This window comes from Streptomyces specialis, from assembly GCF_001493375.1.
In the GTDB taxonomy this organism is placed as follows: domain Bacteria; phylum Actinomycetota; class Actinomycetes; order Streptomycetales; family Streptomycetaceae; genus Streptomyces; species Streptomyces specialis.
The window spans coordinates 1-15,401 of sequence record NZ_LN929762.1 but is presented as its reverse complement, the minus strand read 5'-3'; the positions used below and the strand labels follow the sequence as shown (position 1 = coordinate 15,401).

10 protein-coding genes are annotated in these 15,401 nt (G+C 75.6%); all 10 read left to right on the top strand.

Translation table 11 applies throughout. The features are described 5' to 3' along the window. Window positions 1-64: 64 nt before the first annotated feature. Window positions 65-682, top strand: coding sequence for a Crp/Fnr family transcriptional regulator (locus BN2279_RS03550; RefSeq protein ID WP_059006321.1), 618 nt, complete (start codon window positions 65-67; stop codon window positions 680-682). Between the two features lie 101 nt (window positions 683-783). Further along, on the top strand, window positions 784-1,683 hold the full coding sequence (locus BN2279_RS03545) for a DUF6039 family protein (RefSeq protein ID WP_059006319.1): 900 nt from the start codon (window positions 784-786) through the stop codon (window positions 1,681-1,683). Then, entirely contained in the window at window positions 1,670-2,902 is a 1,233-nt protein-coding gene (locus BN2279_RS03540; protein WP_059006317.1) for a hydroxymethylglutaryl-CoA synthase family protein, read from the top strand. Before BN2279_RS03545 ends, BN2279_RS03540 begins: the two co-directional genes overlap by 14 nt. A 4-nt stretch (window positions 2,903-2,906) precedes the next feature. Next, on the top strand, window positions 2,907-3,692 hold the full coding sequence (locus tag BN2279_RS03535) for an enoyl-CoA hydratase-related protein (protein ID WP_059006316.1): 786 nt from the start codon (window positions 2,907-2,909) through the stop codon (window positions 3,690-3,692). Further along, window positions 3,689-5,992: an ACP S-malonyltransferase gene (gene fabD / locus BN2279_RS03530; RefSeq protein ID WP_079031801.1), complete on the top strand. Its 2,304-nt coding sequence runs from the start codon at window positions 3,689-3,691 to the stop codon at window positions 5,990-5,992. Before BN2279_RS03535 ends, fabD begins: the two co-directional genes overlap by 4 nt. Window positions 5,993-6,072: 80 nt before the next feature. Next, window positions 6,073-7,065, top strand: coding sequence for a DUF6039 family protein (locus BN2279_RS03525; protein WP_199827621.1), 993 nt, complete (start codon window positions 6,073-6,075; stop codon window positions 7,063-7,065). A 78-nt stretch (window positions 7,066-7,143) separates the two neighbouring features. After that, window positions 7,144-8,946: an amino acid adenylation domain-containing protein gene (locus BN2279_RS03520; protein ID WP_059006311.1), complete on the top strand. Its 1,803-nt coding sequence runs from the start codon at window positions 7,144-7,146 to the stop codon at window positions 8,944-8,946. 49 nt (window positions 8,947-8,995) lie between these two features. Next, window positions 8,996-9,961: a chlorinating enzyme gene (locus tag BN2279_RS03515; protein WP_079031800.1), complete on the top strand. Its 966-nt coding sequence runs from the start codon at window positions 8,996-8,998 to the stop codon at window positions 9,959-9,961. An 11-nt stretch (window positions 9,962-9,972) separates the two neighbouring features. Continuing rightward, on the top strand, window positions 9,973-11,154 hold the full coding sequence (locus BN2279_RS03510; protein ID WP_059006309.1) for an alpha/beta fold hydrolase: 1,182 nt from the start codon (window positions 9,973-9,975) through the stop codon (window positions 11,152-11,154). A 51-nt stretch (window positions 11,155-11,205) separates the two neighbouring features. Continuing rightward, window positions 11,206-15,401: amino acid adenylation domain-containing protein (locus BN2279_RS03505; protein ID WP_159037035.1), on the top strand; the 4,196-nt coding region annotated here is incomplete at its 3' end.

The following is a 15,401-nucleotide window of genomic DNA, read 5'->3' as shown; positions in this document are numbered from 1 at the left end:
GTACGGCGAGAAAGCGTCCCGATGTCCGGGCGGGACGGACGGCTTCCGCAGGGATCTGCTGCTGTTGTGCCGCACGGAACTCGCCGACAGCACCCGTATCCCGATCGCCCGGCGGGACCAGGTGTACACGTGCGGCGGCAGCGACCGGAACATCTATGTGATCGAGAGCGGGCAGATCAAGACGCTGATGATGACCGCCCGGGGGAAGCGGTGCCTGCTGTCCATCCACACGGCCGGTGACGTCTTCGGCGAGCTGGGTCTCCTCCAGGGCGTCCGCGCCGAGTCCGCCTGCGTGCTGGAGTCCGGCGTGCTCCGCAGGGTGCCCGCCGACCGTTTCCTCGCCGCCCTCGCCCAGCACGGCCTGCTGGAGGAGTACCTGCGCCAGCTCGGCGAACGGGTGCTGGAACAGCAGCGGACGCTGGTCGACATGGTGACGCTGGAGAGCGAACGGCGCCTGGCGTCCCGGCTGGTGCACCTGGCGCGGCACGCGGGCGTGCCCCAGGGTTCGCGGGTCCGGATATCGGCCCGGGTCACGCAGGAGGAGCTGGCCGAGATGGTCGGCACCACCCGTTCCCGCGTCGGGTTCTTCCTCAAGCGGTTCCGCGAGGCGGGACTGGTCGATGTCACGCAGCGGACGCTGGTGGTCGACCACCGGGCCCTTGCCGCGTACGCCGAGGGGTGAGCGGCCCCGCCGCACCCTGCGCAGAACTGAGCAGCCCCGGCCCTCGGCTCCTTTTAGAGTCGGCCGGCGAATCCATCGGAACGTCTTACGGGAGGCGGCAGTTGACCGCGCACACCGACTCCGGCACGGCACCCGCCACACGGGCCCCGCAGCCGCCGCACCACCAGACCTCCGTCCCCGCCGAGAAGCTCATCACCTCGGCGGACGCCGGGTTCCTCATCCACCGCGTCGGCCAGCTCCGCGCCGAGTTCGGGGCGGAGGGGCGGGAGTTCTCCGCCGATCTGGTCGAGTTGATGAACACCGCGCAGGTGGGGCACGTGACCATCCTCGCCTTCGAGGAAGTCTTCGGCACCGCCGACCGGTTGCACTGGCTGCTGACGCTGAAGCAGCCCAACGACTACGGCCGGCTGCTGGAGATGGTGGATCACTCCCAGCGCTGGCAGGAGGTGTCCCAGGGGGACCGGCTGCCCACCAAGGGCGGCGGCAACTGGGAGCGGATGTTCGTCGAGGGCAGCATGAGCGAGACGATCATCTGCCCCCAGCACGGCGTCGGCCACCACGACGGCGCCGACCTCGACACGTTCCAGCCGCCGGCCCGTTTCCAGTCCCGGCTGGAGCCGGCGCGACTGCTGCACTCGGTCAACGCGCCGTTCACCGTGCACCGCCGGGTGCGGGTCCCGTACCGGCTGCGGGAGGAGGCCCGCGGGTTCTGGTACGCGTGGGCGGCCCGGGTCACCGAGGCGCTGCCCGGCCGGGCCTCCGCGTTCCTCTACGAGGAGATGTGGGGCCGTCAGGACCGTCTCCACCTGCTGGTCCACCTGGCGGGGCCCGAGGTCTGGCGCGAGATCCTGGACCTGCCGGCCCACGACCCGGTGATCGGGGAGCTGCTGGCCCGGCCCGTCGCCGGGGGGCCGGACGGCGACGCGGAACCGTGGCACCGGGCCCTGCTGGACGGCACCCTCACCGACACGCTCTGGGCCCCGCTCCATGGCCGGCATTGAGGCCGTCCACGCCTACGCCGGGCGGGCGGCGCTCGACGTCCGCGCCCTCTTCACCGCGCGGGGCCTGGACCTGAGCCGCTTCGACAACCTGATGATGGAGCGCAAGTCCGTCAACCTGCCCTGCGAGGACCCCGTCACCAACGGCGTCAACGCCGCCCGCCCGCTGATCGACGCCCTGACGCCCGAGGAGCGGGCGCGAATCGAGGCCGTGGTGGTGGGCACCGAGTCGGGGCTCGACCTGGGCAAGCCCATCAGCACCTACATCCACCACCACCTGGGCCTGGGGCCGCGCTGCCGTTCGTTCGAGGTCAAGCACGCCTGCTACGGCGGCACCGCCGCGCTGCGCACCGGGCTGGGGCTGCTCGCCACCAGCGCCGACCCCGCCGCCCGGGTGCTGGTGATCGCCGCCGACGCGGGGGGCGACGTGCAGGGAATGCCCTACTGGGAGGCGTCGCACGGCGCCGGCGCCGTCGCACTGCTGCTCGGCGGCGGCGGGCCGCCCGGGATCGAGCCCGACCCGGGAGCGGTGGGCCTGCACAGCTACGAGGTGATGGACACCTGCCGCCCCCGCCCCGACCTGGCGGCCGGGGACGCCGACCTGTCGCTGCTGGCGTATCTCCAGTGCCTGGAGCAGAGCTTCGCGCACTACCGGGAGACGGTGACCGGCGCCGACATCCTCACCACGTTCGACCTGCTGGCGTTCCACACGCCGTTCGCGGGACTGGTCAAGGGCGCGCACCGGCATCTGCTGCGCCGCACCACCGCGTTGACCGGCGCCGAGATCGAGACGGACTTCAAGGAGCGGGTGGCGGTCTCCCTGCTGCACCCGGCGCAGGTCGGGAACACGTACGCCGCCGGGCTGTTCATGGCGCTGTGCTCCCTGCTGGACCACGCCGACATCACCGCGCCGCGCCGCGTCGGGCTCTTCGCGTACGGCTCGGGCTGCGCCTCGGAGTTCTTCAGCGCCGTCGTCGACCCGGAGGCGGCGGCCCGGCACGCCGCGACCGGGCTGGCCCGCCGGATCGCCGACCGGCACCCGCTCACCATGGAGCGGTACGAGGAGCTGGCACGGCACACGGCCGCGTCCGCCGCGGGGGTCGCCGACAGCCGGATCGACCCCGCGCCCTGGGCCGATGTCTACGACGCCGCGCTGGACGGCCGGGGACTGCTCGTGCTGGACCGGATCGAGGGCTTCCACCGCCGTTACCGATGGAGCTGACGCGATGACCGAGCCCGTGCTCCGCACCGATCGCGGTGTCCCGGGGGTGGTCACCGCCACCCTGGCCCGGCCCGCGCGGCGCAACACCATCGACCCCGCGCTGATCGCCGCGCTGCACGGGGTGCTGGACGCGGCCGAGAGCGATCCGGACGGCCGGCTGGTGGTGCTGCGCGGCAGCGACGGCGTCTTCTCGGCCGGCATGGACTTCGAGGCGGCGGCGGCCGGCGGCGTGCCCGACCGGGCCACCGCCGCCCGGGGCGCCGCGGAGTTCTGGGCGCTGCTGCGCCGTTTCACGACCGTGCCGCGGATCGTGGCGTGCGCGGTCGACGGCACCGTCGCCGGCGGCGGGGTGGGGCTGGTCGCGGCGGCCGACTTCGCCTTCGCCACCCCGCGCAGCTCGTTCGCCCTGCCGGAGGCGCTGTGGGGGCTGCTGCCCTGCTGCGTGGCGCCGTTCCTGATCCGCCGCGCGGGGTTCCGCACGGCGTACACCATGAGCCTGGGCACGCAGCCGCTGACCGCCGGCGAGGCGCACGCCCGGGGGCTGGTCGACGCGGAGCCGGGCGATCCGGAGCCGCGCCTGCGCGCGCTCGCCTTCCGGGCGCGGCGGATGAGCGCGGTGACCGTCGCGGACGTCAAGGGCTACTTCGGCCGGCTGGCGCCCGTGGACGCCGCGACCGGGCGGCTGGCCGTCGAGGAGTTCGCCCGGCTCATGTCCTCCGCCCCGGTCGGCCGCCGGATCGCGGACTTCGCCGAACGGCGGCGGTTCCCCTGGGAGGTCACGGACGCATGACACCGACGGCATGGCTCTTCCCCGGCCAGGGGTCCCAGCACCGGGGCATGGGCCGGGAGCTCTTCGACCGCCACCCGGGGATCGTGGCCGCCGCCGACGCGGTGCTGGGCTACCCGGTGCGGGACCTGTGCCTGGACGACCCCGGGGGGCGGCTCTCCGACACCCGGTACGCGCAGCCCGCCCTGTATGTCGTGAACGCCCTGGCCGCCGCGGAACGGGCCGGGCGCGAACCGGAACCGGACTGGCTGGCGGGGCACAGCCTCGGCGAGTACAACGCGCTGCTGGCGGCCGGGGCGTTCGACTTCGAGACCGGGCTGCGGCTGGTGGCCCGGCGCGGAGAGCTGATGAGCCGGGCGGCCGGGGGCGGTATGACGGCGGTGGTGGGCCCGGACGCCGAGAAGGTGCCCGCCGCGCTCGCCGAGGCGGGGGTGGACGGGGTGGACGTCGCCAACCGCAACAGCCCCGAGCAGATCGTGCTGTCCGGACCGGTCGAGGCGCTGCGGGCGGCCACCGCCGTGGTGCGGGCGGCGGGGCTGGGCCGGTGCGTGCCGCTGCGGGTCGGCGCCGCGTTCCACTCCCGCTGGATGGCGGACGCGGCGCGGGAGTACGCGGCGTTCCTGGCCGGGTGGCGGTTCGCCGATCCGCGGATCCCGGTGGTCGCCAACGCCACCGCCCGCCCGTACGAGGCCGGGTCCGTGGCCCGGCTGCTGGGCGAGCAGGTCGCCGCCCCGGTGCGGTGGTCCGAGAGCATGCGGCTGCTGCTGGAGCGGGGGGTGCGCGACCCGGCCGAGGTGGGGCCGGGCAGCACCCTGCGCGGCCTGTGGCGCGCCACGGCCTCGGCCGCGCCCGCCGCCCCGGCCGTGACCGCGCCCGCCGCCCCGGCCGTGACCGCGCCGGTCGTCCCGGTGGCCGCCGCCGCGCCCCGGGTCACCGCCGGGGCGCTGGGCTCGGCGGCGTTCCGCCGCGACTACGGGCTGCGGTACGCCTACCTCGCGGGCTCCATGTACCGCGGCATCGCCTCGACGGAGCTGGTGATCCGGCTGGCGGAGGCGGGCCTGATGGGCTTCTTCGGCACCGGCGGGCTCGCCCCGGGGCGGATCGAGGACGCGTTGCGGACCCTGCGGGCGGCGCTGGGGCCCGGCGGCCGGTTCGGGATGAACCTGCTGCACTCCCTGGACGATCCGGCGCTGGAGGACGCCACCGTCGCGCTGTTCCTCCGCCATGACGTGCGGTTCGTGGAGGCCGCCGGGTTCACCCGGCTCACCCCGGCGCTGGTCCGGTATCGGCTCTCCGGCGCCCACCGCGCGCCGGACGGCACCGCCGTCTCCCGGCGCCGGGTGCTGGCCAAGGTGTCCCGGCCGGAGGTCGCCGCCGCGTTCCTCGGCCCGGCGCCCGGGGCGCTGCTGGACCGGCTGGTCGCCGAGGGCGCCCTCACCGCCGCCGAGGCCGACGCCGGGCGCGACCTGCCGGTCGGCGAGGAGATCTGCGTCGAGTCGGACTCCGGCGGCCACACCGACCAGGGGGTGGCGCTCGCCCTGCTGCCCGCGATGCTCCGCCTGCGGGACCGGGTGGCGCGCGAGAGCCGGTCCGGCCGGGCCGCGCGGGTCGGCGCCTCCGGCGGCCTGGGCACGCCCGAGAGCGTCGCCGCCGCCTTCGTCCTCGGCGCGGACTTCGTGATGACCGGCTCGGTCAACCAGTGCACCGTGGAGGCCGGGACGTCGGAGCTGGTCAAGGACATGCTGGCCGGGGCCGGTGTCCAGGACACCGCCTACGCGCCCGCCGGCGACATGTTCGAGGCGGGGGCCCGGGTCCAGGTGCTGCGGCGCGGCACGCTCTTCCCGGCCCGCGCCAACAAGCTGTACCAGCTCTACCGGACCACGGCCGGGCTCGGCGACCTCACGGCCGGGCAGACGCGGGCCCTGGAGGAGACCGTGTTCCGCCGGGGCCTGGACGAGGTGTGGCGGCTGGCCCGGGACCACTACCTGCGCACCGGCCGCCCGCAGGAGGCGGAACGGGCCGAACGCGACCCCCGGCACCGCATGGCGCTGGTGTTCCGCTGGTGGTTCGCGCACACCACGCGGGCCGCGATCGAGGGGGCGGCGGACGAGAAGGTGAATTTCCAGATCCACACCGGACCGGCGATCGGAGCGTTCAACGCATTCGCCGCCGGAACACCGCTGGAGAACTGGCGGAATCGCCATGTGGACTCCGTCGCGGAGGCGCTGATGACGGGCGCGGCCGAGGTACTGGATTCCCGGTTGCGGGCCTTTTCCGCCGCGTCCGCGACCCCTGCCCAATAGTGAGCAGCGCACGGCCGCGATCTGATGCGGTAATGGGTGAAGGCACCACACCGAGCCCTTCGGAATCAGAGGAAGCGGGTATGCCCATGCCCCAGGACAACGCGGTCTTCACCTTGCCCGTGGCCCAGCAGCAGACCTCGCTGCCGCCCGGGGACATTCTGCACTCCGCGAATTCCGGCGTCATCGTGGAACGCACCGGACGGCTGCGCGCCGAGTTCCGCTCCGAGGGGCGGAAATTCGCCCGGGAACTCTCCGAGCACATCAACACGAAATACGTCGGGGTGGCGTCGGTATTCGTCTACGAGGAGACGTTCGGCACCAAGGACGTGCTGCACTGGCTGCTGCACATGCGGTCCCTGGAGGCGTACGAGACGCTCGTCGAGATGGGCTCGACCGACGAGGGCTGGCGGGACGTCATGTTCCGCAACCGCATTCCCGAGGAACGCGGCGGCGGAAGCTGGGACCGGATGTTCCTCGACGGCGGGCTCCAGGAGACCGTGCTGCTGCCCAGCAGCTTCGGCATGTACGGGACGGCCGACCGGGAGCCCGAGACGCTCGGGCGGGACGGCGCCGACCGTGACCGGCTGGACGTGCCCACCGCCGCCCACCAGTCCGGGCAGCCGGCCGGTACCGCGCTGCACTCCGCCAACTGCGGCATCATCATGCACCGCACCGGCGAGCTGAAGTACGAGTTCCGGGCCGAGGGCCGGGAGTTCGCGCGGGCGCTCACCGAGAGCTGGAACGCGTCCCTCGGCGGGCTGGCCACCATCCACCTGTACGAGGAGGCGTTCGGCCTCTCCGACCGCATCCACTGGTTCATCCACCTGGAGCGGCTGAGCACGTACTACAACCTGATGGGGCTGCGGGCGCGGACCGACGCCATGGCCCGCGAGGTGTTCACCCGGCAGTGGATCCCGCAGGAGAAGGGCGGCGGCGGCTGGGAGCGGATGTTCGTGCAGGGCACCCTGCGGGACGCCGCGCTCACCCCGCAGCACTGGGGCATGTACGCCACCCAGGCCGCTCCGGCCGCCCAGGCCGCCCAGACCCCCGCCGGGCAGAACGGCGCCGCGTAGCGCGCGTCCCCGGCGCCGCCGGGAGCCGACCACCACTCACACCGGGCATCACCGGGCCTCACCGGGAGGGGAACCCGTATGTCATCCGCTCCGACCCTGCACCAGCGTTTCGCCGAACAGGCGGCCCGTCACGGCGACCGCGTGGCCGTCACCGACGGCGGGCGCTCCCTGACCTACCGGCAGCTCGACCGGCGCGCGGACACCGTCGCCGCGCGGCTGCGGGCGCTGGGGCACGGCCCCGGCAGCCTCGTCGGGCTCTGCGTGGCCCGCGGCGCCGATCTGGTCGTCGGCATGCTCGGCGTCCTGAAGGCGGGCGCGGCCTACGTGCCGGTCGATCCGGCGTATCCCGAGGAGCGGATCCGGTTCCTGCTGCGGGACGGCGACGTGTCCGCCGTGGTGTCGGTGACCCGGGTCCGGGACCGGGTGCCGGACGGCGGCGTCCCGGTGCTGTGGCTGGACGCCCTGGAGCCCCTGCCCGGGGAGGCGCCCGGCGCCGCGCCGGACGCGGACGGCGGGGACCTCGCGTACGTCATCCACACCTCGGGCACCACCGGCACCCCGAAGGGCGTCCTCGTCGAGCACCGCAACGCCGTCGCCCTGTTCGAGCAGACGGCGGAGCTGGTCGGGCACCGCGACGACGACGTGTGGACGCTGTTCCACTCGGCGTCGTTCGACTTCTCCGTCTGGGAGATCTGGGGCGCCCTGCTGCACGGCGCGCGGCTGGTGATCGTCCCGGCCGGGACGGCGCGCAGCCCGGAGCTGCTGCGCGAATTGCTCGTCACCGAACGCGTCACCGTCCTCAGCCAGACGCCGTCCGCGTTCGCCCGCCTGGTGGCGGCGGACCAGGCGCGCCCGCCGGCCGGGTACGCGCTGCGGCTGGTGGTGCTCGGCGGTGAGCGGCTGGACGTGAAGCTGCTCGACCCGTGGTTCCAGCGGTACGGCGACGACCGGCCGGTGGTGCTGAACATGTACGGCATCACCGAGACCACCGTGCACGTGACGTGGCGGCGGATCACCCGCGCCGACCTCGACGAGCCCGGGGTCAGCCCGATCGGGGTGCCGCTGCCGGGCGTCACCCTCACCCTGTGCGACACGCGGGGCCGTCCCGTTCCCGACGGCACGCCGGGGGAGATCCTGGTCGGCGGCACGGGGGTGGCCCGCGGCTACCTCCGGCGGCCGGAGCTGACGGCGGAGCGTTTCGTCACCGGCGCGGGGCCCGGGATGCCCGCCGGAGCCCGCCTGTACCGTTCCGGCGACCGGGCGGTGCGGACGGCGGACGGCGGCTACCAGTACCTGGGCCGCGCCGACGACCAGCTCAAGGTCCGCGGGTACCGGATCGAGCCGGGGGAGATCGAGGCCGTCCTGGTGCGGCCCCCCCGGATCGGCGCCGCCCATGTCACCGTCTCCGACCGGGGCGAGGGCGACCTGCGGCTGACGGCCCATCTGACGGCCGTCCCGGACCGCCCGCTCGCCGACGCCGAACTCAGCGTCGTCACCGCCGAGTTGACGGCGCTCGCGGCGGCGGCGCTGCCGGAGCACATGCGGCCGTCCGACCACCTGTTCGTCGAGAGCGTGCCGTTGACCCCGCAGGGCAAGGCGGACCGGGCGGCGCTCGCCGCGCTCCCCCACCGCCGGGCCGCCGCCCCGGCCCCGGCCGGCGGCACGCCGACCGAACGCGCCGTGGCGGCGGTGGTGGCCGAGGTCATGGGCCGGGCCGGACAGGGCCCGGACGACGACCTGTTCGGTCTTGGGGTCACCTCGCTCGCCTTCGTGCGGATCATCGCGGACGTCAACCGGCGCTGGGGGCTGCGGCTGACCGGTGCCGAACTCGACGAGCCGACGATCCGCGCCCTCGCCGCCCGGATCGACGCCGCCGCCTGACCGGCCGGCCCCGACCCCGACGTTCCACCGACACGAGAGGACCCACGCCATGGCATCGACCGGGCAGGACACGCGCCGTCCGGGGGAGATGACCCCCGACGAACTGCGGGCGTTCCGCGAGCAGGGCTACTTCGGCCCCTTCACCGTCTACGAGGTGGACGAGATGAAGGAGATCTGGCGGCGCGAACGGCTGCGGCTGATGGACCGCCGCGACGCCATCTACCAGGACGAGGCGGCCACGTCGGGGAACACCAACATCTCCAACTACGACCGCCACCTCGACTCGGACTTCCTCGCCCAGCACATCTGCCGGCCGGAGATCACCGACCGGGTGCGCGGCGCGCTCGGGCCCGATGTGCTGTGCTGGCGCACCGAGTTCTTCCCCAAGTACCCCGGGGACGAGGGCACCGACTGGCACCAGGCCGACACGTTCGCCAACGCCTCCGGCAAGCCGCAGATCGTGTGGCCCGACGAGTTCAAGGACTTCGGCGGCACCATCACCGTGTGGACCGCGTTCACCGAGGCCAGCGAGGAGACCGGCTGCCTCCAGTTCATCCCCGGGACCCACGAGCGGATGAACTACGACGAGACCAAGCGGATGCGGTACTCCCCCGACAGCATCAACCAGGTCGACAAGGACGGTGTCCGCCGGGGCTTCTTCGGCTACGACTACCGCGAACTCCAGGTGGACCCGGACTGGAAGCCGGACGAGTCGCAGGCCGTGTCGATGGTGATGCGCCCTGGCCAGGCGATCATGTTCTGGTCCACCCTGATGCACGCCTCGCTGCCGCACTCGGGCACCGGCGAGATGCGGCTCGGGTTCGCGAGCCGTTACGTCCCGACCTGCGTGCGGGTCTACCCGGACACCGACGTCATCGAGGAGTACGGCGGCACCGTCTCCCTCGACCGCTGGGGCGCCGTCCTGGTCAGCGGCGAGGACCGGTTCGGGCACAACCGGATGGCGACCCGGACCACCACCGGGCGGCCGTTCGTGCCCCGCGCGTCCGGACTGTGAGGGGCGGGCCGATGCCTCAGCCGCCCGCCCACGACGGCCGGCCCGCGACGGCGCTGGCCCACGCCCTGCTCGACATCCGCCAGCTCGCCCGCGCCCTGCCCGAGCCGCCCCGGGTCCACGTCCCGGGCGGCGCCGCGCGGGCCCGGGCCCTCACCGCCCTCGCCGCCCGGCTCGGCGTCCCGCTGCGGCCCGCGCACGGGCCGGAAGGTCCCGACGGCCTCGGCGTGTTCGAACGGATCATCGGCCGGCATCTGGCGCCCGCCCTGGCCGGGCCGGTCGAGGCGGAACCGCCCGACCGGGCCGCCCGGGAGGCGCTGGCGACCGGGTTCGACGCGTTCCGCCTGGCCGAGGACGCGATCGCCCCCGACGGCGCGAGGCTGCCCGTGTACGCGGCGGGCGACCCCGACGCGCCCGCCGTCGTGCTGGCCTCGGCGTGCGGCATGCCCGCCCGGCTGTGCGAACCGTGGCTGCGGGCGCTGGCGCCGCACCACCGGGTCGTCACCTGGGAGACGCGGGGCCTGTTCGACCCGGCGCTGCGCGCGCCGGCCGACTTCGACGCCCTCGGCCGGGACACCTCGGCGCAGGCCGCCGACGCCGGGGCCGTGATGGACCGGCTCGGCATCCGGCGGGCCCACCTGATGGGTTTCTGCGGCGGCAGCGTCGTCGCCCTCCAGGCCGCGGCCGACCACCCCGACCGGGTCGGCTCCCTCAGCCTCTGGCACGGCGCCTACGAACTCGGCCCGGACCGGCCCAAGCTGGACCACCACCGCAACATCCAGGCGCTGATGGCCGCCGCCGCCGAGAGTCGCGACACCGCCGCCGCCGTCCACGGCGTGTTCCTCAGCACCCTGCTGGGCTCCGCGCCCCCGGACGTGGCGCACCTGGTGCTCCACCCCTTCGCCGCGCCGGAGCTGTTCTACCGCTACTGCCGGGTCAACGGCCCGGTCACCGACCTCGACGTCAGCCGCCTGCCCGCCGCCGTGCCGCAGCCGGCGCTCGTCGTGACCAGCGAGGACGACACCACCGCCCACCCGGAGGGGTCCGTCGAGATGGCCCGGCTGCTGCCGAACGCGACGCTGCGGGTGGAGCCGCACGGCGACCACATCTCGCTGTTCACCGACGGCGCCCGGCTGGCCGGGCCGGCCCTGGACTTCCTGTCCCGGATCCCGGCCGGCGCCGCCGCGCGCGACTGAGCACCACCGGGCGACCGGACCCCACCGAGCCACCGTTGAAGGGAAGACCAGGTGCAAGGCAGCGACCACGCCTCGGCCGTCGCCGGACTGCTCGCGGAGCTGCGGCCCGCCGACGCGGCGGAACGGCCGCCGGGCACCCTGCGCGACTGGGGTCTCGGTTCCCTCGCCCTGACCCGGCTGTGGCTGGGCATCCAGCGCGAACTGGGCGTCACCCTCGACCCGCGCGAGCTGGCCGACCTCACCGAGGCCGGGCTGGTGGAACGCATCGGCCGGGCCGGACCCGCCGCGCCGCCGGCCACCGCTCCGGAGCCGGAGCCGGAGGCAAAACCGGGGGCGCCGTTCCCCGTCACCGAGTTGCAGCGGGCGTATCTGGTCGCCAAGCGCCCGGACGCGGTCGGTGACCCGGTCGGCTGCCACCTGTACCGCGAGTTCCGCCTCGACTCCCCCGACCCGACGCGGTTGCGCCGCGCCTGGCAGGACCTGGTGGACCGGCACGCCATGCTGCGCGCCGAGATCCGCGAGGACGGCACGCAGCGCGTCCCGCCCCGGCCGCCGCGATGGCCGATGCCGGTGCACGACCTGCCCCGGCTGACGCCCGGCCGCGCCGAACGGGACCGGCTCGCCGTCCGGGACAGGCTCTCCCACCGCCGGTACGACGCGGGCGCCCGGCCGCTGTTCGCGATCGAGGTGTCGCTGCTGCCGGGCGGGCGCGGCATCGTCCACCTCAGCCTGGACACCCTGCTCACCGACGCCCACGGCTTCGCCCTGCTGCTGCGGGAGTGGCACGACCGCTACCACCCCCCCGACCGCCCGCTGCCGCCACCCGGCCCCGACGTCGCCGCCTGCGTGCGCGCCCTCCCCGGCGCGCCCGCGCCCGGGACGCCGGACGAGGCCGACCCGGCACGGGCCGCGGACCTCGCCCACTGGAGACGGGAACTGGCCGGGCTGCCCCCCGGCCCGGACCTCGTGCTCGACCCGCCGCGCGCCGGCACCCCGGACGGATCCCCGGACGACGGCGCCGACGCGTGGTGCCGCCCGCGCCGCCCCCTGGACGGCGCGCTCGGGCCGCAGGAGTGGAACGCCCTGCGGGACGCCGCCGACCGGCTGCGGGTGTCGCCGACCGCCCTCGTCCTGGACGCGTTCACCGAGGCGCTGGACCGTGCCGGGGCCCGCCGCCCGTACTGCCTGACCGTCACCACCAGCCTGCGGCCGTACCTGCCGGGCGCGGCCGACGCGGTGGTGGGGCCGTTCACGTCCACGGCGATCCACCGGGTGGACGAGGCGGCGGGCGCGGATCCCGAGGAGTCGGTCCGCGCCACGGGCGAGAGGCTCTCCGCGCACCCGCGGCACGGCCGGGTCTCCGGCACCGAGGCGCTGCGCGCCCTGCGCGCGGAACACCGGGACTCCCCCGCGCCGCCCACCGCGCCGCCGGTGGTCTTCACCAGCCTGCTCGGCGTGGGCCCGGCGCCCGGCGTGGCCGGCGGGTTCGGCGCCGCCGTCGAGTACGGCGTCAGCCAGACCACCGACGTGGCGCTGGACCACCAGATGTGGGAGCAGGACGGCGGGCTGCGGTTCCGCTGGGACGTGGACGACTCCCGGTTCACGCCCGGCACCGCCGACACCGCCTTCGCGTTCTTCCGCAACGCGCTGGCCGCCGCCGCGCTCCCCGCCCCGGTACCCGCGCCGGGCGGGCCACCGCGACCGCTGCGGCAGGCGTACCTGGTGGCGCGCGCCTCGGACACCCCGGCCGACGGCTGCCAGTGCTACCGCGTCTACGACGTGCCGGACGCCGACCCCGGGCGGCTGGCCGGCGCGGTGCGGCGCCTGGTGGACCGGCATCCGGCGCTGCGGACCCGGTTCGGCGCGGACGGCGCCCTGGTCCATCCGCGCGGGCCCGCGCACTGGCAGATCCCGGTGATCGACCTGACCGGGGCCGGGGACGCCGCGTACCGGGCCGTCCTGGACCGGCTGCGCGCGGAAACCCGTGAGCACGCCGGACACGGCCTGACGGCCGACGATCTGCTGCTCACCGCGCTGGGCCGGGTGCTGGCGCGGGAGACGGACGGGCCGTTCGCGCTGGCCGTGGTGGCGTTCCCGGAGGAGCTGCGCACGTCCGCCGTCGGCGAGCACTCGTTCCTCACCTGGCTGACCGTGCCCCCCGCCGGGGAACCGGCGCTGGACACCGCCCGCGGCTACCGCCGCCGCCTGCTCGCCGACCTGGCCGAGGGCGGCGACGGCGGCCTGGCCGCGATGAGCCGCCGCGCGCTGCGCGCGGGCGCCGCCGCGCCCGTCCACCCGGTCGTCCACACCGGGCTCGTGGACCTGGACGGGCTGCCGCTGCCGGACGGGGTGCGGGAGGTCGAGTGGCTCACCGCCACGCCCGGCTGCGCGCTGGACTGCGTCTCCGTCGCGGAGGGCGACCGGCTGGAGTACGCGTGGGACATCGCGGACGGCGTGGTGGACCAGGAGGCCGCCGCCCGCCTGTTCGCCGCGTTCGAGGAGGAGCTGCGGCGCTGCGCCGACGAGGCGTGGTGGACATCGGCCGACGCGGTCGGCGAGGAGACCGCCGCGCGCCCGGCCGCCACGGGCGAGGAGCGGCGGAACGTGCTGGAGCGGTGGAACGACACCGCCGTCCCGCTCCCCGACGACGACCCGGTCCACGCGCTGTTCGAGCGGCAGGCGCGGGAACGGCCGGAGGCCGTCGCGGTGCGCTGGCGCGGCGGCACCCTGACGTACGGCGAACTCAACCGGCGGGCCAACCGGATCGCCCACCGCCTGCGGGAACTCGGCGTCGGCCCCGGCCGGGTGGTGGGCGTGCGGGTGCCGCGCGGACCGGCGATGGTGGCCGCCGTCCACGGCGTGCTGAAGGCGGGCGGCGCCTATCTGCCGGTCGATCCGGCGCTGCCCGCCGCCCGGGCCGAGGCCGTTCTGCGGCTCGCGGGCAGCACGCTGCTGGTCGCCACCGAGGCGACCGCCGCACCGGCTCCGCCGGCTTCCGTCCGGGTGCTCGCCCTGGAGAGCGTGCCGGGCCCCGGTGCCTCGCCGGAGGCGGCGGACCGGGACCCGGAGCGCCTGGCCGGGCGCGACGACCTGGCCTACGTCCTGTTCACGTCCGGCAGCACGGGCACCCCCAAGGGCGTGGCCGTGGCGCACCGTTCGGTGCGGAACCTGCTGCACTTCTGCCACCGCGTGCTGCGGCCCGGCCCCGGTGACCTGGGGCTGGCCGTGACGTCGCTCGGGTTCGACCTGTCGGTCTTCGACCTGTTCGGGCTGCTCGGCGCGGGCGCGGCGGTCTACGTCGCGGACGAGACGCAGCAGCGCGACCCGGGCCTGCTGCTGGACGTGCCGGTGACCGAGCCGGTGACGGTGTGGAACTCCGCCCCGACGACGCTGCACCAGCTCGTGCCGCTGCTGCCGGAGGAGCCGGGGAGCCCGGGCACCGGGCGGCTGCGGATGGTGCTGCTCAGCGGCGACGTCATCCCCGTGACCCTGCCCGGCCGGGTCCGGCGGGCCTTCGCGGCGGCCGTCACGACGGCGCTGGGCGGGCCGACCGAGACGACCGTGTGGTCCAACCATCACCGGGTCGGCGAGATCGACCCCGAGTGGCGCGGCATCCCCTACGGGCGGGCCGTCGACAACGCCCGCCACTACGTGCTGGACCGGGCGCTGCGGCCCTGCCCGGTCGGGGTCGAGGGTGACCTGTACACGGCGGGCGCGTGCCTGGCCGTGGGCTTCGCCGGGCGGCCGTCGCTCACCGCGCACCTGTTCGTCCCGGATCCGTTCGACGCGGCGCCCGGCGCCCGCATGTACCGGACCGGGGACCGGGCGCTGTGGGGCGCCGACGGGCTGCTGCGGATCACCGGCCGGGAGGACGGGCAGGTGAAGATCCGCGGGCACCGCGTGGAGCCGGGCGAGATCGAGCACTGTCTGCGCGCGCACCCCGCGGTGCGGGACGCGGTGGTGCTGGCCGACACCGCGCCGGGCGGGGACCGCGTGCTGCGCGCCTGGGTCACCGCCGCGCCGGGCGCCGCGCCGGACCCGGCGGCGCTGCGGGCCCACGCGGCGGAACGGCTGCCGGCCTATCTGGTGCCGAACACGGTGCGGTGCGTGGACGCGTTCCCCGCGACGGCCAACGGAAAGCTGGACCGGGCGGCGCTGCTCCGCTCCGCCGCCCCGGCCGATCGGGCGCCCGCCCCGGAACCGGTGGCCGCCCCCGAGCCCGTTCCCGCGCCGGTCACGTCCCCTCC

Coding starts and splice junctions, on each gene's coding strand:
- BN2279_RS03535 (WP_059006316.1), top strand. CDS start 2,907: ATGACCGAGCCCGTGCTCCGCACCGATCGCGGTGTCCCGGGGGTGGTC.
- fabD (WP_079031801.1), top strand. CDS start 3,689: ATGACACCGACGGCATGGCTCTTCCCCGGCCAGGGGTCCCAGCACCGG.
- BN2279_RS03510 (WP_059006309.1), top strand. CDS start 9,973: ATGCCTCAGCCGCCCGCCCACGACGGCCGGCCCGCGACGGCGCTGGCC.
- BN2279_RS03540 (WP_059006317.1), top strand. CDS start 1,670: ATGGCCGGCATTGAGGCCGTCCACGCCTACGCCGGGCGGGCGGCGCTC.
- BN2279_RS03520 (WP_059006311.1), top strand. CDS start 7,144: ATGTCATCCGCTCCGACCCTGCACCAGCGTTTCGCCGAACAGGCGGCC.
- BN2279_RS03525 (WP_199827621.1), top strand. CDS start 6,073: ATGCCCATGCCCCAGGACAACGCGGTCTTCACCTTGCCCGTGGCCCAG.
- BN2279_RS03515 (WP_079031800.1), top strand. CDS start 8,996: ATGGCATCGACCGGGCAGGACACGCGCCGTCCGGGGGAGATGACCCCC.